Origin of the sequence: Cytobacillus sp. FSL R5-0569, from assembly GCF_038007265.1 — a bacterium.
In the GTDB taxonomy this organism is placed as follows: domain Bacteria; phylum Bacillota; class Bacilli; order Bacillales; family Cytobacillaceae; genus Cytobacillus; species Cytobacillus kochii.
In genome coordinates, this window is the sequence record NZ_JBBOWW010000001.1 from 321,115 (window position 1) to 344,135 (window position 23,021).

Sequence of the window (23,021 nt, forward strand, 5' to 3'; positions counted from 1 at the left end):
AAAGTGGCGGGGTCTTTCCATATAGAAGGAGGTTCAATGATGACACTACAGTTAAATGATCAACTAAAAGAAGCTGCTCAAGCGCTTTTAGAAGCGGAGGAAACAAAGAAATCCCTCCAGCCATTAACAGATGAAATCGAGCAACTATCAGTTGATGAGGCGTATCAGATTCAGATGGAAAATATTGATGTGAAGTTGGCTCAAGGAGAAAAGATAGTTGGGAAGAAAATCGGTTTAACCTCTCTAGCTATGCAAAAGGCCTTAGGGGTTGATCAGCCAGACTATGGCCATTTATTAAGTAGCATGGATGTCACCATGCAAAAATCGGCCATTCCTATGGATAAATTATTTGAGCCGAAAATTGAGGGAGAAATTGCGTTTGTATTGAAGCATGATTTGCGGGGGCCCAACATAACAGAGGCCGATGTTGTAGCAGCCACTGATTATATTATCCCTGCTTTAGAAATTGTGGATAGTCGAATCGAAAATTGGCGAATTAAACTGGAAGATACTATTGCTGACAATGCCTCAAGTGCCCAATTTGTTTTAGGTGAAGAACGATATGCTGTTGATAGTGTGAAGCTAAAAGAAATGGAAATGAAGTTATACAAAAATAACAAATTGATTAATAAAGGCTATGGTGCGGATGTATTAGGTAATCCGATAACTTGTGTTGCTTGGTTAGCTAATAAGCTGTCTGACTATGGTGTTCACTTGAAGGCAGGAGAAGTCATTTTATCAGGTGCATTATCTGCAGCGATTCCTGTGGAGAGAGGCGATTCATTTAAAGCAGAATTTAGTGGACTTGTGAGTGTAGAAGTGAGTTTTTAAAAACATAGCGGAGCATAGTCCTTCGCTTACTTTATCTTAAAAATCTTGAGAGTGAGGTCATCTAAATGGCGAAAAATCCTCGTACGAAAGAAGGTAAAATCTCGCGTCAGGCTATTCTAATTATTATTTTATTATTTTTACTGACAGTGATTAGTAATGCAGATAAAGCGATTATTGGATTTGCATCTGTTCCTCTGATGGAAGAATTAGGGTTGAATGCTGAACAGTGGGGGATCATTGGAAGTGCCTTTTTCTTTTTATATTCTATTTTTGCTATTATCGGGGGAACGTTAGCTGACAGATTCGGTGCAAAAATTGTTATTGCTGGTATGGCAATTGTTTGGGCGACAGTGCAGTTTTCTACCCTATTTGTATCAAGCTTTACCTTTTTATTGATAACACGCATTATACTAGGCGCAGGGGAGGGACCATCTTATTCACTCGCTATGACTGCTGCAACAAAATATCTACCAAAAGAGAAGCTTGGGATAGGTTTAACACTTGTTTCTGTAGGTGGTCCTTTAGGGGTAGCTATGTCGGCACCTATACTTATTTCATTAATCACTCAATTTGGTTGGCGTTCGGCATTTCTAGCAACTTGTATTGTCGGTTTGATTTGGGTTGTATTTTGGCTAATGATTGCAGAAAATGATCGCAAAGAAGCAATAGCAAAATACAAGGCTAATCGCCAACAAGGCCAACAAACAGCAGTAAGTAAATTTGGACCAGTGCTAAGGTCAAAAAACTTTATTCTTATTGCCATTTGTGGTTTTGCAACGTATTGGTCTTTTACCATTGGTTTAAATTGGCTTCCTAATTACTTGGAAAATGTCCGTCAATTGAGTGCAGAAACCTTATCTATAGTAGCAGCACTCCCATGGATAATGATTACCATTTCTCAAATCACCTTCTCTACTGTCTCAGATCGATTATTTAAGAAAACGAAAAGTATCGTGAAGGGTCGAGTGTTTGTACTGGGTCCGGTGATGCTAGCGGGAGCAGTTAGTTACTTTATAGGAACATTACTAAATGCGAATATGTTGGTGATTGCCTTTCTTTCTTTAGGGCTTACTTTCGGTTGTATCACACTTGTGCTTGGTCCGACTATTCTTTCGAGTATGGTCTCAAAAGAGCATATAGGTAAAGTGCAAGGGTGGTTTATGGCGTTTACCTCTTTAGGAGGAATCGTTGGTCCTTATATTACTGGTCTTCTTATTGAAAGATCTGCAACACAAGCAGCGGGCTTTCATATGGCATTTCAATTATGCGGTATAATCCTCCTTATTTGCGGTGGACTTGTCTGGTTATTTGTCCGGCCAAATAAAGATGAGAATATTCAATCAAACGTAGCATAAAGAAAATGAATGCGGTTACAATTAGTTTTTGAAAAAAATAAAAAATCAGAATAATTATATTGACAAACAAAAGGAAAACATCCTACAATTTTAATATGATATTAATGAATACCATTCGATATTATCGAACGTTGGAGGATGTATGACGATACAATCAGTTTTGCGTGCAACAGACATTTTAGAATTATTCCTTAATGGTCAAAAAGAGTTAAGTGTAAAAGAAATAGCGGAAGCCATGGAACTCTCTAAAAGCACGGTACATGGTTTAATAAAAACTTTGGCCTCGAAAGGTTATCTTTATCAAAATGAGGAAAGTGGTAAGTATCGTTTAGGTATGAAGCTTTTTCAACTAGGTCATATTGTTGAGAACCAACTCGATTACGCTGAAGTTTCGAGGCCAATCATCAATAAGCTTGTTACTACTCTAAAAGAAACGGTGCATTTAGTATCTTTTGAGCAAGGTGAAGCGATTTACATTGAAAAGAAGGAAGGTACTCATTCTTTACGAATCTATTCGCAGATTGGTAGGAGGGCACCCTTTCACTGTACGGGAGTAGGGAAAGCGATATTGGCTTTTTTACCAAAAAAAGAACAAGAAGAAATCATCGAAACCCTTACTTTAGAGTCGTTCACTGAGAATACCATTGTTACTAAGCAAGCATTAGTAAAGGAATTAGCTGTAGTGAAAGAGCAGGGATTCGCTGTTGATAACGAGGAGATTGAAATCGGTCTTATATGTACAGCAAGCCCGATCTTTAATTATCAAGGAAGGGTAGTTGGTTCCATTAGTTGTGCGGTACCAACAGTACGATTAAATGAGGGACATCAACAAGAGGTTATTACTGGAATTAAAACTGCTGCCAATGAAATTTCAACTACACTTGGATATTAGAAGGAAATTAAGGAGGGAACTGAGGTTTGAGTAAAGTAAAAGTAGCGATTTTAGGATCAGGTAATATTGGAACAGATTTGATGATTAAATTAGGTCGATCAGACATTTTAGAACTTACAACGGTGATAGGTATTGATGCAAATTCTGATGGCTTAAGACGTGCGAAGGAATTAGGGTATGTCGCCATTGATACTGGGATTGATGGGTTTTTAGAACAGCCGGAACTTGCAGATATTGTTTTTGATGCGACATCAGCAAAAGCGCATATTCGTCATGCAAAAGCTTTAAAAGCAGCAGGTAAGAAGGTCATTGATATGACACCAGCAGCTGTAGGTAAGTTGATTGTTCCCCCGGTTAATTCAAAGGAACATTTAGATGCTGCGAATATCAATTTAATTACATGTGGCGGTCAGGCAACTATACCAATGGTACATGCGGTGAACCGAGTGAGTCCAGTTGCCTATGCTGAAATCGTTGCGACAATCTCAAGTAAAAGTGCCGGACCTGGTACGAGGGCTAATATCGACGAATTTACTGAAACAACTTCAAGGGCGATTCAAGAAGTGGGTGGAGCGAAAAAAGGGAAAGCTATTATTATATTAAACCCAGCAGAACCGCCAATACTCATGAGAGACACCGTCTACACGTTAGTGGAAGAGGGGACGATGAAGGAAGAAGAGATTAAGGCATCAATTGCTGATATGGAAAAAACTGTGCAGAGCTATGTGCCAGGCTACCGATTACGGACGGAGCCAATTATTGACGGTAATCAAGTAACTATCTTTATAGAAGTGGAAGGAGCCGGCGATTATTTACCTAAATATTCAGGAAATCTAGATATTATGACAGCAGCTGGCGTAAAGGTAGCTGAAGAGTTTGCAAAGAATTTAATTACACAGTAAAAGGAGAGAGATTCATATGACCGAACGTCAAAAGGTATTATTAACGGAAGTGGCATTGCGAGATGGGAGTCATGCGCTTTCACATCAATATACTGTTCAGCAAGTAGAGAAGATTGCCAAAGGATTGAATGAGGCTAAGGTGCCTTATATTGAAGTAGCTCATGGAGACGGCCTAGCGGGATCTTCTTTGCAATATGGCAGGTCAAAAACAAATGAGTTTGAATTAATAGAAGCAGCTGTTGCTGTAACTGACTTTTCAAAGGTTGCTGTGTTGTTAATTCCTGGTATAGGGACAGTTAAAGAATTGAAACAAGCCCAGCAACTAGGGGCGAAGATGGCGCGTATCGCTACACATGTGACAGAAGCAGATGTGTCTGCCCAACATATTTACGCTGCCAAAGAGCTTGGAATGGAAACGGTTGGATTCTTAATGATGTCTCATATGGCAGAACCGGAGAAAATCGTGGAACAAGCAAAACTAATGGAAAGTTACGGTGCCGATATTGTTTATGTCGTTGATTCAGCTGGAGCTTTATTACCAAATCAAGTAACAACAAGAATCAAAGCAATGAAAGAAACCATTGGTGTGGAAATTGGTTTCCATGCTCATAATAATCTTTCATTAGCAATGGCAAATACGTTAGCTGCCATTGAAGCAGGCGCAACAAGAATCGATGGAAGTGTACGTTGTCTCGGAGCAGGTGCGGGTAATACGCAAACAGAAGTGTTAGTAGGTGTATTAGATCGGATGGGCATTGAAACAGGTGTGGACTTTTATAAAATGATGGATCTAGCAGAAGATGTTGTGGCACCGATCTTACCTGTTCCTCAAGAAATTACTAAAAATAGTTTAGTTCTTGGATATGCAGGCGTTTATTCTAGTTTTGCTTTACATGCCCAGCGTGCAGCAGAAAAGTTCAATTTAGATGCACGAGATATTTTAATTGAACTAGGTAACCGAAAAGTTGTCGGCGGGCAAGAAGATATGATTGTTGATGTGGCGGCAGAATTAGCAAAAGTAAAAACATTCGTCTAAAGTTCAAAGCAGCGAACCTTCGTTTCAAAACTCGCGAATGTTTAAATTTTCTAATAAAATAGACTGGAAGGGGCGAAATTCCCCCTTTTTTTATAAAAATAGAAATGTTTGCGCTTTCAATCTTGCGCTTTAGGAGGTTATCAATGCATATTGTTGTTGATGAAGTTTCAATCAATCCTATTACAAAAGGACATGAAAGAGTTGTTTCGACACCATCGGCATCACTAGGTATTTTGCGTCATCAACTCGTTAAGCATATAGGTTTTGAACGCCTAAAAAGTTTCTTATTTTCTTTTGGATGGGAGAATGGTGTGAAGGATGCTAAAAAGGCAATGAAAGAGCATACTTCGGTTCCTTATTTAATCAAGCACGGCCCCCTGTATCATAAGGAAAATGGACAAATTACAGGTGTGAAGCATATATGCCATTTAACAATGTGTGAAGACAATCAGCATGTGAAATCTCTCTATTCGGAGGGTATTTGGTATGGTTCTTATGAGGCTGAAGAACATATACGACTACATGGTTATAGTGATACACCTCAATGTCATACATTAGTAGGTTATGCAAGCGGCTATATGACTACTATCACAGGTGTGTCGTTGCTAGTAAAAGAAACGTGTTGTGTGGCGAAGGGTGATGCTGAATGCAAATGGACAATCCAATCGCAAGAACAATGGGAGATGGAGGGTGAAGATGCTCATTCTCCATATGAAGAAACCCCCATCGTTAAAGAGTTAGCTTATACATATGAACAATTATTAGATCAACGTAATTTTGTAACAAAACTGGCTGAATTTCAAAGTAAATTAACTGAAGAGATTTCTGGGGGCAGTAGTTTAGAAGAAATTACTGAACTTGTCTACGATCATATGAAAATACCAATTGTGATAGAGTCTATTGATTTTTATCAAATGTCTAGTGCAGGCTTATCTCCAGATGAATGCGGTGAACTGACGGATGATATGAAGCAATATTTTTCATTTCCTATGAATGATAAGGAAGAAAAGCCCCCTACCTATCCATTGTTTTTTCAAAAGAGAATCGTCCATACTGAAAAGCAAACAAGGCTGATGGCTCCAATTTTAGTGCAAAAGAAAATTCAAGGGTACTGCTCATTTGTTTATGAACCAATGATAGATAACAGTCATGAATCTGACTATTTATTACTGGAACGATTTGCTAATGCTGCTTCCCTTATATTATTAAATGAAAAAACTCGATTTGAATCGTTAGAAAGAATGAAGGGTAGTTTCCTTGAACGTATATTAGAAGGAGAAACGTCTAAAGCAGAGATTATTAAAAGGGGTAAATATACGGGTATCGATTTAACACAGTCCTATTTCTTAGTCATGATCGATTTTAGTATTGGTACAGAATCCTTTGAAGAAGAATTTCAGTTGCAGGAAGATATATATGAATGGATGATTCAATACTTTAGTGAAAAAAAGAAAAGTGTATTAATTAATATGCGTGATCATCATCTAATCATTCTGATCCCTGATGCGGCACTTTCATATGAGCATCATGAAACATTCTTCCGCCCATTAATGAAGACCTTACGTGCGGACTTTCCTAATGGTGAATTTACAATTGGTCTTAGCAATCAAGGAAATGAGATTACAAGTGCCCATCAACACTATGAAGAAGCCCTTGTTTCTTTAAGACTATCTTCAAAGGAAAATATGATGTCCTTTAAACAATTAGGAATCGTTGGTGTTCTGATTAATTCTAAAAATACAGCTGGGGTGAAAACAATTGCCAAGCAGGAATTAGGCTCACTATATGATTTATCGGATAGCAAGATGGTGGACTTATTGCAAACCTTATATGTGTTTTTACTAAACGGAGGAAAATTGGAACAAACGACAGCAGATCTGAATTTATCTATGAGCGGTCTTCGCCATCGCATTCGAAAGATTGAACATACATTAGATAAGGATTTGCGTAATCCTCAAGAAACACATCAACTATTCTTGATTATGCAATCTTTAATTGCTTTAGGAGAATTGAAAATGAACTAAGTAGATGATTATATTACCCCACCAGAGTTGGTTCTGGTGGTTGTTTAATGTAATTGAACGTCTGGTATTTCCATTAAACGGATAATATTAAGGGTCAAACTTTTAATAAGTCATATTGAAGGCACTCCCTCCACTTTTTAATAAAGTACTCCTATCTATTTAATGTTCGTTGTAATGATCAGCTTGTATGCTTCGATAGAATTCTAAGAAAGTTGTTATAGAAAGTAACATAAAACGAAGTTGTCCTTCATATTAAATTAACAGGAAGACATAGAAAAATATGGAGGGAATTATGGACGAAAACAACGAAAAACACGAGCGACAAGCAAAGATTCATTTCAATAGTCGAGGAAGTCAAGCGCAAGAAAAAGTGGAAGAGAGGGATATAAATAAATGGAAAGGGGACGAACCTGCAAAGCTTCATTCACAAACTGTTGGCAAAAGAGGACCTATTTTAAAACAGGATAGTGTAGAACATGAAACACTGCAAGAATTTATCCATGAGAAAATCATTGAACGACCTGTTCATGTCAAAGGATTCGGTGCTTTTGGCTATTTTCAAACGGTGCATTCAATGAAAGAACATACACAGCTTAGTTTCCTACAGCGTCCTGGTCAACAAGTACCTGTAATGGTGCGGTTTTCATTAGCAGTGAGTACGAAAGGAACGCCTGATACATCAAGGAATGTAAGAGGGTTTGCAACTAAGTTTTATACAGAAGAGGGGATATTTGATTTAATTTGTAATCATATTCCTGTTTTCTCTGTGCGTGATACGATTCGTTTCCCTGAGGCGATTAAAGCGTTTTTACCATCTCCAGTCAATAATTTAATTGATCCCAATCGCTTCTGGAGCTTTGTAGCACGAGCACCAGAGTCGTTAAATTTTGTTGTCCATCTATATTCAGATGCTGGAACAGTGAAAAGTTTGCGTCATATCCCAGGACATAGTGTGAATACATATGTCTGGCGTAATGCGAAGGGAGAAAGGAAATATGTGAAATATCATTGGTATCCGTTTGCAGGTATTGAATATATTACGAGGCAGGAAGCGGGCAAACTAGCCGGTGAGAATCCAGATTATGCTGGGAAAGATCTTTTTGATACCATTGCATCTGGCAAAACAGTAGAGTACGGATTATACGTTCAATTAATGGATCCCATGGATGAGGAAAAGTTATCGTATGATCCGCTTGATGATACGAAAGTGTGGGATGAAAGGCAGTATCCATTGGTACCAGTTGGTCGAATGGTTTTAAATAGAAACCCCCAAAATTATATGGAAGAAGTAGAGAAGGTCTCTTTTTCACCTGTTAACCTGTTAGAGGGAGCGGAGTTATCCGATGATAAGATGCTTCAAGGTAGAGCGAATATTTATAGCGATTCACAAAGAAGAAGAATCGGACCTGGGTTTAGGAAGTTGCCAGTAAATGGCCAAGCAGATTGGACACCTGCCAACCAGGTGACAAGTGGAGATGGCCGATTTGTTGAAGGGAAATTACAAAGAAGTGATTTAATAAAACAAAATGATTATGCGCAGGCTGGAGAATTTTATCACGCTTTAAGTCCACAAGAGAAAGAACATTTAGTCAATAATATTGCTGCAGATTTAAAAGGGATTGATCAAGATATAAAAGAAGTGGTATTGTCATATTTTCACCGAGCTTCTTCAGAACTTGGGGAAGCGATTGCCAAGCATGTCTAAAATTCTCAGCATAACCTCCGTTTAAAATAATCTGTTACGAGGTAATTAATACGTAAGAGATGGAGGCGATATAAAATGGCAGAATTAACAGCTGTGAAAGTCGTATTACAGGATGAGATGGAAGAATATTTTACAGACGATAATGATCAGAAGGAAGCAGCAGACGCTTTATTAAGAGTCGATACCGTTTTGTTTTACGGGAAAAATATGGAGCTTCTAAATGATTATGAGCCAGCGAAAGAATGGGACCACTTTTATGATTTTGAATTCAATTCAGCTGATGATATTAAGAAAGAAATTGCTGAGAGGTTAGAAATCAGTCCTGATATAGTGGAAGTCGAATAAACCAGCTATCAGCTGGTTTTTTTTATGGATTGGAAAAGATTAGATAGATGCATGCCTATTTGGAGTCGATTATTCAAGCAACTCCGTTTGAAGTTGGTCAACAGACTGGTATACTTTTCTTTATTAAAACGATCGTTTAGAAAGGGTATGAAGCATGCATTTAGGAATTCTTGATCAAATGCCGAGACCACGTCACTTGTCAGTTGAGGAAACGGTAGAAGAAACAATCCATAAAGTACAGATGGCAGAAGAATGGGGATATGAGCGTTATTGGTTTGCTGAGCACCACGGGACAAAAGGGATGACTTCTAGTGCACCTGAAATCCTAATGGCAACAGCAGCGGCAAAAACAAAGACCATTCATGTAGGCAGTGGCGGGATTTTATTGTCTCAGTATAGTCCGTATAAAGTGGCTACACAAATGCTACAACTTCAATCAATTTTTCCAGGTAGGATTGAGGCAGGTGTAGGACGTTCACCAGGGGGACCAGAACGAATTCGTAAAGCCTTAGCTAATGGTGTGAAGAATGAAACGGGCATTTATCCTGAAAAGATAAAACAAATGCTGCATTATTTCGCAGGGGATCAGTCGGTGCAAGCGACACCTAGGCCGAGGGTATCGCCGCAGCTTTATAGTCTGGGTCTTGGGGAGAATAGTGCCCAGCTAGCAGCAGAGCTTGGAATTGGTTATGTCTTTGGTCACTTTATTCAATCTGGAAGAGGCGTGCAGGCCCACAAACAATATCGGGAGTATTTTCAGCCGGGCTTTTTAGTAAATCCGCAAGCGATTACTGCTGTATTTGTCATTTGTGGTGCGACAGATGAAGACGCAGAGGAAATGGCCATTACACAAGATATATGGTTATTAAGGACGGAAAAAGGAATTGATAGTCGGATTCCGACACTTGAGGAAGCAAAAGCAATGCGGTTAACAACAGAAGATAAAAAAAGAATCGCATTGAATAGAAAAAGAATGATTATCGGTGGGCCAGCAAAAGTAAAAGAAGAGCTCTGCAAATGGAGCGAACTTTATGAATGTGACCACTGGTTATTATTAAATAACACCTATCATTTTGCTGATCAACGCCAATCTTATGAACGCATTGCAGAAATGTTTTTCTGAAGATGTGGTTAACTCTCAAGTAGTACACGCATTAATAGAATTTAACTAACAAAAAATGTGTTGGCAAGTGTAAAGGTGGAGAAGAAGAGGAAGGGTTTTTCCACAAACCCGAACCAACTCAACTGGGATTAATAGTGACGAGTTTGTGCCTGCAAATAGTAAATACGAATACAAGCAGGATGAAAAGCGAGAAGAAGTGTTGGTAAATGAGAAATGCGAACCCAAGTGGGATGAAAAGTGCCGAGAAGTGTTGGCAAAGCGGAAATGCGAACATAAGTGGGAAGAAAAGCGCCGAGAAGTGTTGGTAAATTGGAAATGCGAACCCAAGTGGGATGAAAAGTACCAGGAAGTGTTGGCAAATGAGAAATGTTGGTAAAGCGGATATGCGACCACAAGTTCCACCAAATATACAAAGTGGGCAAAACATTTACAATAGTAAGGGCATCCAGAAAGTCTCATTGCCGACTTTTTAGACGCCCTAAAATATACTAAGGTTCTAAGGATATCAATTTTTCAATTGCGCCCTCGTTACCTTTTTAAAAACTCAGGATCAGCAAAACTTGGATTCGGATAGTTATAGAAGCCTTCTCCTGTTTCTCGTCCGAGTTTACCTTTATCTATATACTCCGTTTTTAATAGGTGAGCTAATTTTTTAAAGGCTTCATTGCCGGTTGCATCGGCTTTTGCTTGTGAGATATTGTAAGCTGTGCGGATTCCAACGACATCAAGTATAGCGAACGGGCCTAGTGGAGCACCAGTGCCAATCATCCATGTTTTATCAATGGTTTCTGGGTCAGCTACTTCATTCACTAATAACATTTGTCCTGCCTCTAATAATGGAACGAGTAAGGAATTTAAGATATACCCTGGTTGTTCTTTATGCAATTGTAGAGGGACCATCCCTATTTCTCTTGCAAATTCAACGATTTGGTTAAAAACATTCATGTCTGTACCGGGGTGTTTCATTACTTCAGCCGTATTGTTTTTCCAAATTTCATTTGCAAAATGCAATGCTAGAAATTGTGACGGTCTCCCTGTGAAAGCTACAAATTGGCTAGGAAGTAATGTGGATGAATTCGTTGCAAAGATTGTTTCTTTCGGTGCGACTGCACTTAATTTTGTATAAAAGTCTTCTTTAATGCTAACCACTTCTGGAACAGCTTCAATCACTAAATCAGCTTGCTCGACAGCTTTAGATAAATCAGTATAAAAAGACATCCGTTCGAATGCCGCATCGACTTGTTCATCGGTTGCCTGTAAATCATTTTTATAGCTTTCCTTCAGCTTCAATATTCTACCTTTTGCTGTTGCTAGTGCTTCCTCAGAAATGTCATACACACTTACTTGAAATCCACTATACGCTGTTTGGTAAGCAATCTGACTGCCAAGTACCCCACTACCTGCAACTGTGATATGTTTGAATCCCATTGTAATCCCCTCTTTATAAAAAGTTATTTTCACATTTTCATTATGGCATAGTCTTACCTTCTATGACTTTCGACTTATAGAAGGATTGTTAAGTAAAACTGAAACATCTTTATTCGTTAACATGGCTCTTCATTTAATGTAGGTAAATGGATGGTTTGGTAAACATTTTTTATTTTATCTTTACAGATAACAAAAAGGGGAGTAATATAACTTCATCAATTAAATATCATCTCAATCGCTGAATCCTTAATTGGAGCGGAGGAACCACTTTTGTAGAGGTAATCTACTTGGGGTGAATCCTTTAAAGAATGTAAAAAGGAAGGGTTATTCTTGACCCTAATCCGACAGCTAACTTCGTAAGCGTTAAGAAAAGATGGTAACTTGTGATCAAATAACGTGACCACGGGGGATCCCTCTGTGGTCTTTTTGCTGTTCCTTTTTTCTCATTGAAGTACTCACAAATCGATAGTAAGGATGGGATAGCCTATAAAGAAAACCTTTGCTTTGTCTGGTTTGGGGCATTTTGAGCAACGATGCTACAAGAACTGAAAGAGATGAATGTTGAAGTTTTAGCAGTAGATAAGGATGAAATGAAAGTAATTAAACATCGCGACCTCTCTACAAATGTTGCTGTTTACATTCACTAGATGAGCACACGTTAAGGTAAGAAGGGGTGAATCATGTTTTTATTTCGTTTGGAGAAGATGTGCAATGAAGTATTTTAACAGCCTTTCTTCTGAAGGGTATGGGGGTCAAAGCGCATAACAATTTTCATGAGAAAGTGTTAGAAAGGATAGGTGTTGACCGAGTGATTCATTAAGAGAGATATGACTATAAGAGCAGGAAATATTGTCACACTTTCAATGGTTGATTTTTTTGAATTTGCTCATGATTACACCATCGCTGAAATGCTTTAGGAAAGAAATTTTGGGGGCGTAAATTAAAAGATTTACGAATTGCTAAGCGGTTTAATTGTCATATTGTCGGTATTCAGGCGAGAACAGAACTTTACCGTTTCTCCAAGTGAAGAAGGACTAATTCAGATGAATGATATTTTAATAGTAGTGGGTAAAAAAAGAGTCATTATACTTTGAAAAAGAAGGAGCATAGAAAGATGAACAACGCAATCGTTCGGTTAAATCCATCTCAGTTGTTATTGTTAGTGTTCTTGTTTTTCATTATATTAGGGACGATTTTTTTAAAACTTCCATTTGCAACGACAACACAGGTTACTTGGACAGATGCATTATTTACAGCAACTTCATCCATGACGGTAACAGGGTTAGCTGTTGTAGATACTGGTACGGTCTATACACTATTTGGGCAATTAGTCATCCTTGCGTTAATACAAATTGGTGGATTAGGGATCATGTCATTTGCAGTGTTAATTTTTATGCTCCTTGGTAAAAGGATAGGGTTTAGGGAGCGGTTATTAGTTCAACAGTCATTAAACCATACATCTATTGGTGGAATCATTAAATTAGTAAAAAGTTTATTCATTTATTCCTTCACGATTGAATTAATTGCTATGTGTTTTTTAGCCATTACTTGGGTCCCTGAATTTGGTTGGGGAAGGGGTATGTACCTCAGCTTCTTTCACTCCATTTCCGCTTTCAATAATGCTGGCTTATCGCTGTTTCCTGATAATTTAATGGGATATGTGGGGGACCCTATTATTAATATTGTTATTTCATCTTTGTTCATTCTTGGCGGTATTGGTTTCACTGTTTTAGCGGATATTTGGTATAAACGTAAATTTAAGAAACTGAGCTTACATTCAAAACTGATGATTGTCGGCACTGTAGTTATCAATGCTTTTGCGATGTTAGTTATATTCGTGATGGAGTTCCATAATCCACATACATTAGGCGCTATGTCTGAAATGAGTGATAAACTTTGGGCAGCTTACTTTCAAGCGACATCACCGAGGACGGCAGGGTTCAATACAATCGATATAGGTAATATGCATGAAGCAACCATTACTTTCATGCTACTTCTCATGTTTGTTGGTGCGGGTAGCGGCTCTACTGGTGGTGGAATTAAGTTAACAACTTTTTTAGTCATCGTATTATCAGTTATCAGTTTTTTAAAGCAAAAGCAGCAAATTACCATTGCTAATAGAGCAATTAAAGAAACCATCATATTTAGATCATTGGCCATTTCTATGATTAGTTTCTTATTTATCTTCTTAGCTGTGTTTATTCTCAATATTACAGAACCAGAGCCGTTTTTAAAATTATTATTTGAAACGGTCTCAGCTTTTGGGACTGTTGGGCTTTCTATGGGGATTACGGCTGATCTATCTAACATTGGTAAGATTATTATAGTATTTATTATGTTTCTCGGAAAAATTGGGCCTTTAACATTTGCCTTTTCTCTAGCCAAACCAAGACAAGAGAAGATAAGATATCCGAGTGAAGATATCATGACAGGTTAAATATAATTGAGTCAGCTTTTATTGTTCATATAGGTAAGGGCTGACTCGAGAAACTCGATAACTTCTTGCTTAATAGGATATAAGTTTAATGATTTTGATTGCTCTTTTGATCTTCGTGCTTCCCAAAATTGTTCAGAGAGTGCTTGATTACCGTTGAACATTTCCATTGAGTAAATTTCCACATCACTCGCAATTAATTGGGCAACGTCAGAAGAAGGCGCTTCTCCATTTTTTAAACAAAGTTCTATGCGCTTAATAATATTCATCCATTTCTTAATTTGACCATCATCATTCTCTAATTTGGGAAGTGATGTCTCCCATTCCTTTGTTAGCGGTGTATGATCCTCACTCTCTTTTAACGTTAAGGGAAGAAGTTGTTCCCAACCAATCTCTCCTTCTAAATCTACACTGTTCCTTAAAGTTTGTGTATATTTTTGTGCTTGTACGATATCGTCAATTGACGATTTCAATGTTTGAAGGTGGATATCTAGCACTGATGATACAGTCGTCTCGTCAATGAGCTTTTGTATATCTTCTAACGACATATTCGCTTTCTTTAATAGCAATACTTTTTGCAGACGAAGTAAGTCTAGTTGTGTATAGAAACGTTTGCCATAATCATCTTTATAAGTAGGGGTGACTAATTGAATTTCATCATAATATCGTAAAGTTCTAACAGAAATGGACCAATCTTTAGCAATTTTACCCGTCGAAAAATAATCCATCTTTTCTCTCCTTTGAACTTGAAGATGACGTAACGTAACCAGGTACTCTTAATATATCAAATAAATTGGGGGTAAATGGAGTGAATACCTTATTTTCAAAAGAATCACGCTGGTCAATACAAACGTTTTTACTTATTCTGATGTTTGTCTTCATCATAGTGCCGATATTCATTGAAAATTGGGCACAAGACCTATTGCAGCGGTTATTTCAAAATGATTTATATGCGGGGACTTTGACAGGGTTAATCATGGCAATTGCCTTTACAGTGGCTCTTTATTATATTACGATTAAATCATATGGATTGAATTGGCAGTCGCTTGGCTTGAAGTCGTTTGCTAAGAGCTATTGGCTACCGATTATCGGATGGACTTTTTTTCTAATAGTGGGCAGTGGATTGCTTGTTATTCTTATGGATTTATTTGGTGTTGGCGTAGAAAATAAGAAAACCGCTTCATTAACAGCAGAACTGAATGGTTTTACGATTCTCATTGCATTTATATCTGCGGCCATTGTGTCACCCATTTATGAAGAAATTTTGTATCGTGGCTTTATTTACAAATGGTTTAGGACTAAATGTAATATTGGACTGAGTATGCTCATTAGTTCTACGATTTTTACGGTGGTACATTTACCGACTTATAACACATTACCAGTTAATTTTTTCAGTGGACTTATCTTCGCTTGGACTTATGAGAAAACAGGCTCCATCTATCCTGCGATGATTATCCATAGCGTTTTTAACGGACTGGCGATTCTATTAAGTGCCTTTACTTAATTATCTTAATTTTTAGTTTTCACGAAACGTTTGAAGCGAATAATCGTAAACAATAGAGGGGGTGAATAGAATGAAATGGTTATTTGCTATTTTACTGCTTATGTTATTACTTTTTTATTATTATCGCTTATTTAATGTTTTCTTTAAGATTAAGAAAAATAAGGTATTCCCATTGCCAGATGAAGTATTAGAGGACATTCGTATTGAGCCGCAAAGGCCGATAGCAGAGCCAAAGGTAGCTAGTCAGAAGGGCAGTATCTTTACTTATATTTTTATCACATGTATGGTGTTTATCGCGATCATGTTTATTGTTTTTTCCGATCAGTTAGATGTTTCAAATTATCTGCTGTTACTTGTACCTCTTTTTCAAATGGAGTTTCTGTTTAACCAATTAGTTTTTCTTCAAAAAGGGATTGTTAAAGGGCTAAAGTATATCCCTTGGCATAAAATTGATTCTTATGAAGTTCAGTCTATTGATATTAATAACCGTCATTTTGGTTTTGATAAAAAAGTAAATGATGGTTTTGAGATGAAGCTTCATTCAGGTCGTTCGAGTCAGGTTAGTTTACTAGTTACTTCAACAGAGGCTTATGAACAGTTGCAAATCCTGTTAGAATCTCATGGTATTAAACAAAAAGCCTAAATAAATGGGAGGGACGAGATGAGTAATCATGAACAATTTTTAACAGAGGCAGTACATCTAGCAGTAGAAAACGTAGGAAATGCAGGAGGACCTTTCGGAGCAGTCATTGTAAAGGACGGGAAGGTGATTGCCAAAGGTGTGAATAGGGTAACAGCTCTTCATGACCCAACGGCGCATGCGGAAGTAATGGCTATTAGGGAAGCATGTACGAAGTTACAATCTTTCACATTAACAGGCTGTATTCTTTATACAAGCTGTGAGCCTTGTCCCATGTGTTTAGGTGCGATTTACTGGGCGCGTTTGGAAAATGTGTATTACGCAGCCGATCGGAAAGATGCAGCAAAAGCGCTTTTTGATGATGATTTTATTTACCAAGAGATTGGCATAGACCCGAAAGATAGAGGTCTTCCGTTTGTACAATTGACACTAAATCAATCACAGCTCCCTTTTGATGCTTGGAGTAAGCAAGTCAATCGAACTTCATATTGACTTCACGGAAATTCCTTACTTTCTGCATAAGGATATATTATTCTTAAAAGTGATACATCTACATAAAGGAGAGCAGTATGGGCACAAATAAAAATCAATTCCAACCGATGAAGTTATTATTTTTTATTACGATTATTGTCGTTATCGCAGTTGTTATCATGGTGTTCATAAACAATCAAGGAAATGAAAAGGATGAGTATACATCTTTTGAAAATGCACCCCCTATTGAAGGACAGCCTGTTTTAGGCAAGGCGGAATCACCTGTACAAATCGTAGAATTTGGCGACTTTAAATGTCCAGCGTGTAAACAATGGGGTGAGACTATTTATCCGCAATTAGTGGAAGATTATGTAGACACGAATCAAGTGAATTTCTCTTATATCAATGTGCTCTTCCATGGCGATGAGTCTAAATTAGGTTCAGTTGCAGCCGAAGCTGTTCATCTATTGGAACCTGATGCATACTGGGCATTCCATAAAGGTTTGTTTGATAAGCAGCCAGAGAGTGGGCAACATGATTCTGTCTGGTTAACAACGGAAGTGCTAGAGGAAGTCGTTGCAGAAACGACGTCAATTCCACTAGAAGATCTATTGGCAGAAATGAAAAAAAGCGCAACAATAGAGGCGGTTAATCATGACACTTCACTCGTAGGTGAATATGAAGTCCAGCTCACACCGACGATTATGATTAACGATAAAATGGTGACAGATCCATTTAATTATGATTCAATCAAACGTTTGATTGAAGAAGAGTTAGAGGGATAAGAATGAAGAAAAATCAAATCATGTTGTATTTTTCTTGGGTGGTTGCACTCATAGCAACATTAGGTAGTCTATACTTTAGTGAAATTAAGCAGTTTATTCCTTGTGAGCTCTGTTGGTATCAAAGAATATTCATGTATCCACTCGTTTTAATCTTGGGGATCGGTACGTTCTATCAAGATATTTCTGTGCGAAGATTTGCGCTACCAATGGCGTTTATTGGCTGGTGTATTTCTCTCTATCATTATCTTGTACAAAAAGTGCCTGGACTCGCTGAGGTCACCCCATGTTCAAGCGGTGTACCATGTAGTGGCCAATATATCAATTGGCTCGGGTTTATCACCATTCCTTTCTTGGCATTAACGGCTTTCACGCTTATTATCTTCTTTTGCCTGATGATAAAAAAAGACAATCAAGCATCATAAACATTCCTCGTACATATGATTGTACGGGGTTTTTGTTTTGTTCGTAATAGAGTAGAAATCGGTTGTGAATTTGTAAATGGAAGAAGGGGAAGCTGCTTGACATGAGACAAGCGTAAAATCTCATTATATGCACACAATTCATTTGAAAATCACGAATAGAATTGTATGTAAATCGGACATCGCCATTCATCCGCAAATTCCGTGAACACTTCCGCTTTAATCCGACTTGCCCATTCTTCATCTACTTTCTAGGGTTGGACATGAGCGTAAAAATGAAGTGAGGCATTGCATTTTCTTTGATTAATTTTCTAACTATCTCTGAATTTCCCATCTGTTAGAACAACTTGTGATATATGTTTTTTCATGCTTAATCTACTTGAAAATGGGTAAAATAATGTTAGTGAAAATCTGCCATTTATTAAAGGAGGAAATGAGATGAAAAACCCAATAAAACAAGGGATGATGTTAGGGTTAGGTTTAGCAGCAGCAGGGAAAGAGCGTGCACAAGAAATGATGGATGAGTTAGTGAAAAGAGGAGAGTTAACAAAACAGGAAGCGAAGGATTTTATGCAGGAGGTAAGGGCGAAAGGCCAAGAGAAGCAAACGCAGATAGACGACAAAGCCCATCAACGAATGACTAGTTTATTGCATGATTTGAATATCGCTACAAAGGATGATGTCTTAAGATTAGAGGAACGGATTCTAGCACTTGAGGCAAACAATCGAGAAGAGAATTAAGGGAGGTTTTTGCCATTTTCAAACCAAAGATGAGTCATATTCATCGCTATCGTGAAATTGCCGTAGCCTTCTCTCATTACGGTTTTGGTTATCTCTTAAAAGAATTAGGCTTGCATGAAGTATTGTCCCTACCTAAACGTATGTTCATGCGAAAGCAAGAGGAAATTCATGAAAAGACGACAGGTGAACGTGTTCGTCTGTTTTTAGAAGAGCTTGGACCGACGTTTATTAAAGTTGGTCAGATTGCGAGTACAAGGTCAGATATTTTTCCGGAATCAATCATTAGGGAATTGGAAAAATTGCAGGAACATGCTCCGTCATTTTCATTTGCAGAGGTAAAAAAAATTGTTGAAACCGAACTAGGGGAAGAACTACATGACCTCTTTACAGAATTTCAAGAGGAGCCATTAGGATCGGCATCTATCGGTCAAGTCCATTATGGTGTCCTCCATTCTGGTGAAAAAGTAGCTGTTAAGGTACAAAGGCCTGATATTGAGAAAACCATGAGAACAGATTTAGAAATTTTGATAGAAATTGCTAAAATCGCAGAAAAACGGCTACATTGGGCATCGCAATATCAGTTAGTGGAAATGATGAAAGAATTTTCTAAAGCATTGTTAAATGAGTTGAATTATTTACTTGAAGGTCGTAATGCAGATAAAATTGCCAATCAATTTGAAGACAATAATCATTATAAAATCCCAAAAACATACTGGAAATATACGACGAAAAAAGTGTTAACTATGGAATATATTGAAGGGTGCGGCATCCTTGAAAATAAAAGTTTGGCGGAACAAGGGTTTAATAAACAACTGATCGCCGAAAGAATCGTTGAAGGCATCCTCCAGCAAATATTAGAGGAAGGTGTATTCCATGCAGATCCTCATCCAGGTAACATTTGTGTATTACCAGGAAATGTAATTGTTTTCATGGATTTTGGTATGGTTGGACGTTTAACTGAGGATATGAAAGAAAATTTAGCATCATTAATTATTGCCATGTTGCGGCAAAGCACCGATGGAGTCATTAAAGCCATCACTAAAATGGGTATTGTCCAAGATGATGTCGATGTTGAACTTTTAAAAATTGATGTTGATTTACTAAGAGAGAGATATTATGATATTCCGTTTAGTGAAATATCAATTGGCGAGGCGGTTAATGATTTGTTTTCCGTTGCCAATCAACATCATATACATATCCCAACAAACTTAACATTAGTGGGAAAAACATTGTTAACAATGGAAGGTATTGTTGAAAAACTTGACCCTAATATAAGCATATTAAAAATTGCTGAGCCTTTTGGTAGACGATTAATTATTAATAAATATCGACCTGATCATTTGGCGAAAGATTCGCTAGCTCATATCGGGGAGTATTTTGATATTCTAAAGGAAGCGCCGTATAATTTGAAAGATTTGATTGCCCTTATCAAAAAGGGAAAAATCCCGCTCGAACTGAACTTGCCAAACAGTGAAAAATTTCTAACGAGAATTGATCGTATCAGCAACCGGCTAGCATTTAGTATCGTGTTGCTAGCATTTTGCATTATAATGGTGGGTTTAATTATCGGTTCCGCCCTTGGCAGGCAATCATCTCTCCTATGGAATATACCAGCAGTAGAAATCGGCTTCGTCATTGCGATATTAATGTTCTTATTTCTTATATACACCATCATTAGAGCAGGGAGATTCTGACGACTCTCTGCTTTTTGTTTTGGGTAGAATTTTTCTGATTTCACTACACAAGCAATTCATGGTGAGAATATAGTGTAGAGAGGTGAACGGTTTTGTCAATAAACGTTAATGTTGCTTATGGTTAATACAAAAATTCTCATTGGCAGTCCAATTAATCAAGAACCCGATATTTTAAAAGAGTTTCTGCTATCCTTAGCCAATTTAAAAACGGATACAATGGAGATTCATTATCTTTTCATAGATGATAATCAGAATGAAGAATCAAGTAGATTACTACGTCATTTTGCCAAATGGAAGAAAGATGTTGCGATTTTATCCGCAAAAGAAGATAGTATCTATATTCGTACCGACTTTACCCATTTCTGGAATGATGCTCTCATCTGGAAGGTTGCTCGCTTCAAAGATATGCTTATTGAGCAGGCGAAATTTGAAGAATTTGATTATTTGTTTTTAATTGACTCTGATTTGCTTTTACACCCGAATACCCTTCATACACTTATTTCCACGAAAAAAGAAATTGTTTCAGAGGTATTTTGGACGGCTTGGCAAGAGGGGACAATTCCTTATCCGCAGGTGTGGTTAACAGATGAATATACCCACTGGAGACAGGCGGATGAAGGTGCCATAACAGACGAAGAAAAGGCCGTTCAAACCGAGGCCTTTATTCAACAGTTACAAACTCCAGGTGTTTATGAAGTAGGAGGATTAGGTGCGTGCACGCTAATTAGCAGGAAGGCTTTGTTAGCAGGTATTCATTTTAGTAAAATTAAAAATCTCAGTTTTTGGGGAGAAGATCGACATTTTTGTGTGAGAGCTGTGGCATTAGGACTGGATCTACATGTAGACACGCATCTGCCAGCTTATCATATTTATCGTTCTTCTGACCTTACAGGCATACCCGCATTTAAAGAAAAATGTCAGTATGCTTATAGCGAACTACCTATTTATCCAGAAAAAGCAGAAAGCCATCAAATTCGCTTATCGATGATTGTGAAGAATGAAGAAGGTCGTTATTTACAAACGATGTTAAAGAAAGTAAAGCCATTTATCGATGAAGCTGTGATTATAGATGATGCTAGTACTGATCAGACTATATCGATTTTCTTGCAAGAACTAAAAGGTATGCCAATTAAATTGGTCAAGAATGCAAGCTCCCAGTTTGCCAATGAAGTGGAACTAAGAAAACAACAGTGGTTAGAAGCAACGAATGGTTTTTTAGGTTGGGTATTAAATCTTGACGCAGATGAATGGTTTGAGGAGAGTTTTATTGATTATATTGATGACTTTGTTAAACAGGATACTATCGACCTGTACTGTTTTAGACTGTATGATATGTGGGATGAAGACCATTATCGTGAAGATGAATACTGGCAAGCACATTTCTTATACCGTCCATTTCTAGCAAGAGTTAGATCAACCTTTCAGCCTGTCTGGAAAGAAACACCACAGCATTGTGGGAGATTTCCAGAAAACATCTTCCAACTTACCCACAGTTTATCCACAATGCGAGTCAAGCATTTAGGCTGGGCAAAAGAAAAAGATCGATTAGAAAAATATGAGAGATATAAGCTGCTTGACCCGAATAGCCTCTACGGTAATGAGAAACAATATGAATCGATTCTAGATAAGAATCCCCGTTTAAAACAATGGTGAGAAACATAAAGCAAATGGTCAGTTTCGAAATGAACTTCGATTCATAGCTAGGAAACTATTTGTATGCTAAACTAAAAATAATTAAAAATTGTTGCAGGGGGACTCAGAAAATGAGTTGAGAAGGTTAAAACCTGACCCTTAGAACCTGTTCGTTAAGACGATCGTAGGGAGCATCTTCCAACTATATGCATATGTATGGTAGGCTCTCCATTTTCGGGGAGCCTTTTGTTTTGTTTCCCTGAACATTTTTAATTACATCTATTGAAAAGAGGGAATAGCGTGAGAGAAGAAGTCGTGTTAGTAACAGGAGCAAGTCGTGGATTAGGAGCTGCAATTGCTGAAAAGTTTGGTAAGGAGGGCTACAAAGTAGTCGTTAATTATTTTAATAATAAAGAAAAAGCAGATGCAGTAGTTGAAAAAATCGGACAAGATCGTGCATTGGCTATCCAAGCTGATGTAAGAGATCATCAAGCAGTAAAAGCAATGGTAGCAGACACAATTGCTCATTTTGGTCGCTTGGATATCGTTGTAAATAATGCATTAGTTCAATTTAAATTTGATCCTGTGGCACAGGCGAAAGTAGAGGAATTATCTTGGGCTAGCTATCAAACCCAGTTTGAAGGCGCGATAAAAGCAAGCTTAAATGTTGTTCAATCTGCTCTTCCGGCTCTAAAGGATTCACAGCAAGCCCGTGTGATTGGTATTGGCACGAATCTTTACCAGAACCCAGTCGTTGCCTACCATGAATATACAACAGCCAAAGCGGCATTAATTGGCTTTACACGCAATATGGCCAAAGAGCTCGGACAGTATGATATTAATGTGAATATGGTTTCCGGTGGATTATTAGAAACAACGGATGCAAGTGCTGTTACTACCCCTGAGGTATTTGCGATTGTGGCTGATAACTCTGCTATCCGCCGTGTGACAAAACCAGAAGACGTAGCAGAAGCCGTTGTTTTCTTAGCCTCTCCAGGCGCTAGAGCGATTACGGGACAAAATCTAGTCGTTGATCATGGATTGACGATGAACTAAGATA

The 23,021-nt window shown here is 37.8% G+C and carries 21 protein-coding genes and 2 riboswitches; of the genes, 19 read left to right on the forward strand and 2 right to left on the reverse strand.

All coding sequences use genetic code 11. From position 1 onward, the window contains the following. Window positions 1-36: 36 nt before the first annotated feature. From MKX78_RS01755 to MKX78_RS01795, 9 genes are all read left to right on the forward strand, one after another. Window positions 37-831 (forward strand): 2-keto-4-pentenoate hydratase, encoded by a 795-nt coding sequence (locus tag MKX78_RS01755; RefSeq protein WP_095370947.1) that lies wholly within the window; start codon window positions 37-39, stop codon window positions 829-831. A gap of 65 nt (window positions 832-896) precedes the next feature. Then, window positions 897-2,186, forward strand: coding sequence for an MFS transporter (locus MKX78_RS01760; RefSeq protein ID WP_095370946.1), 1,290 nt, complete (start codon window positions 897-899; stop codon window positions 2,184-2,186). 142 nt (window positions 2,187-2,328) lie between these two features. After that, the gene (locus MKX78_RS01765) at window positions 2,329-3,078 is read left to right on the forward strand and encodes an IclR family transcriptional regulator (RefSeq protein ID WP_322910280.1); all 750 of its coding nucleotides are present in this window, start codon (window positions 2,329-2,331) and stop codon (window positions 3,076-3,078) included. A 26-nt stretch (window positions 3,079-3,104) separates the two neighbouring features. After that, entirely contained in the window at window positions 3,105-3,980 is an 876-nt protein-coding gene (locus MKX78_RS01770) for an acetaldehyde dehydrogenase (acetylating) (RefSeq protein WP_322910281.1), read from the forward strand. Between the two features lie 16 nt (window positions 3,981-3,996). Continuing rightward, complete coding sequence (gene dmpG, locus MKX78_RS01775; RefSeq protein WP_307315616.1) at window positions 3,997-5,016, forward strand: 4-hydroxy-2-oxovalerate aldolase; 1,020 nt, start codon at window positions 3,997-3,999, stop codon at window positions 5,014-5,016. A 143-nt stretch (window positions 5,017-5,159) separates the two neighbouring features. Then, entirely contained in the window at window positions 5,160-7,040 is a 1,881-nt protein-coding gene (locus MKX78_RS01780) for a helix-turn-helix domain-containing protein (RefSeq protein WP_095370942.1), read from the forward strand. A gap of 292 nt (window positions 7,041-7,332) precedes the next feature. Further along, on the forward strand, window positions 7,333-8,745 hold the full coding sequence (locus tag MKX78_RS01785; protein WP_322910283.1) for a catalase: 1,413 nt from the start codon (window positions 7,333-7,335) through the stop codon (window positions 8,743-8,745). 75 nt (window positions 8,746-8,820) lie between these two features. Next, the gene (locus MKX78_RS01790; protein ID WP_095370940.1) at window positions 8,821-9,090 is read left to right on the forward strand and encodes a hypothetical protein; all 270 of its coding nucleotides are present in this window, start codon (window positions 8,821-8,823) and stop codon (window positions 9,088-9,090) included. 154 nt (window positions 9,091-9,244) lie between these two features. Then, window positions 9,245-10,213 carry an LLM class flavin-dependent oxidoreductase gene (locus tag MKX78_RS01795; protein WP_341049525.1) on the forward strand — a complete coding sequence of 323 codons (969 nt, stop codon included), beginning with the start codon at window positions 9,245-9,247 and terminating at the stop codon, window positions 10,211-10,213. A gap of 528 nt (window positions 10,214-10,741) precedes the next feature. Here the strand turns inward: MKX78_RS01795 and MKX78_RS01800 are convergent. Then, window positions 10,742-11,641 carry a 3-hydroxyacyl-CoA dehydrogenase gene (locus MKX78_RS01800; RefSeq protein WP_095370937.1) on the reverse strand — a complete coding sequence of 300 codons (900 nt, stop codon included), beginning with the start codon at window positions 11,639-11,641 and terminating at the stop codon, window positions 10,742-10,744. A 226-nt stretch (window positions 11,642-11,867) separates the two neighbouring features. Further along, a riboswitch (cyclic di-AMP (ydaO/yuaA leader) is annotated at window positions 11,868-12,019 on the forward strand. A gap of 736 nt (window positions 12,020-12,755) precedes the next feature. On the opposite strand from MKX78_RS01800, the gene MKX78_RS01805 reads away from it, so the two are divergent. Next, window positions 12,756-14,078, forward strand: coding sequence for a TrkH family potassium uptake protein (locus tag MKX78_RS01805; protein ID WP_322910287.1), 1,323 nt, complete (start codon window positions 12,756-12,758; stop codon window positions 14,076-14,078). An 11-nt stretch (window positions 14,079-14,089) separates the two neighbouring features. On the opposite strand, the gene MKX78_RS01810 is transcribed toward MKX78_RS01805, so the two are convergent. Then, window positions 14,090-14,803: a MerR family transcriptional regulator gene (locus tag MKX78_RS01810; RefSeq protein ID WP_307315604.1), complete on the reverse strand. Its 714-nt coding sequence runs from the start codon at window positions 14,801-14,803 to the stop codon at window positions 14,090-14,092. Window positions 14,804-14,883: 80 nt separating this feature from the next. On the opposite strand from MKX78_RS01810, the gene MKX78_RS01815 reads away from it, so the two are divergent. The 9 genes from MKX78_RS01815 (at window position 14,884) to MKX78_RS01855 (ending at window position 23,017) form a co-directional block, all read left to right on the forward strand. Then, window positions 14,884-15,579 (forward strand): CPBP family intramembrane glutamic endopeptidase, encoded by a 696-nt coding sequence (locus MKX78_RS01815; protein ID WP_341049528.1) that lies wholly within the window; start codon window positions 14,884-14,886, stop codon window positions 15,577-15,579. 70 nt (window positions 15,580-15,649) lie between these two features. Beyond that, complete coding sequence (locus MKX78_RS01820; RefSeq protein ID WP_307315601.1) at window positions 15,650-16,222, forward strand: hypothetical protein; 573 nt, start codon at window positions 15,650-15,652, stop codon at window positions 16,220-16,222. Between the two features lie 18 nt (window positions 16,223-16,240). Beyond that, complete coding sequence (locus MKX78_RS01825; protein WP_307315599.1) at window positions 16,241-16,711, forward strand: nucleoside deaminase; 471 nt, start codon at window positions 16,241-16,243, stop codon at window positions 16,709-16,711. Window positions 16,712-16,788: 77 nt separating this feature from the next. Beyond that, a complete protein-coding gene (locus tag MKX78_RS01830) occupies window positions 16,789-17,475 on the forward strand; it encodes a DsbA family protein (protein WP_307315597.1) in 687 nt (228 codons plus the stop codon). 2 nt (window positions 17,476-17,477) lie between these two features. Further along, complete coding sequence (locus MKX78_RS01835; RefSeq protein ID WP_095370930.1) at window positions 17,478-17,897, forward strand: disulfide oxidoreductase; 420 nt, start codon at window positions 17,478-17,480, stop codon at window positions 17,895-17,897. A 435-nt stretch (window positions 17,898-18,332) separates the two neighbouring features. Continuing rightward, window positions 18,333-18,635, forward strand: coding sequence for a phasin family protein (locus MKX78_RS01840; RefSeq protein ID WP_307315594.1), 303 nt, complete (start codon window positions 18,333-18,335; stop codon window positions 18,633-18,635). 29 nt (window positions 18,636-18,664) lie between these two features. Next, window positions 18,665-20,329: an ABC1 kinase family protein gene (locus tag MKX78_RS01845; protein WP_307315593.1), complete on the forward strand. Its 1,665-nt coding sequence runs from the start codon at window positions 18,665-18,667 to the stop codon at window positions 20,327-20,329. Between the two features lie 117 nt (window positions 20,330-20,446). After that, window positions 20,447-21,982 (forward strand): glycosyltransferase, encoded by a 1,536-nt coding sequence (locus tag MKX78_RS01850; protein ID WP_307315591.1) that lies wholly within the window; start codon window positions 20,447-20,449, stop codon window positions 21,980-21,982. 85 nt (window positions 21,983-22,067) lie between these two features. Further along, window positions 22,068-22,169, forward strand: a riboswitch (TPP riboswitch). A 92-nt stretch (window positions 22,170-22,261) separates the two neighbouring features. Further along, window positions 22,262-23,017: a 3-oxoacyl-ACP reductase gene (locus MKX78_RS01855; RefSeq protein WP_095370927.1), complete on the forward strand. Its 756-nt coding sequence runs from the start codon at window positions 22,262-22,264 to the stop codon at window positions 23,015-23,017. Window positions 23,018-23,021 lie beyond the last annotated feature (4 nt).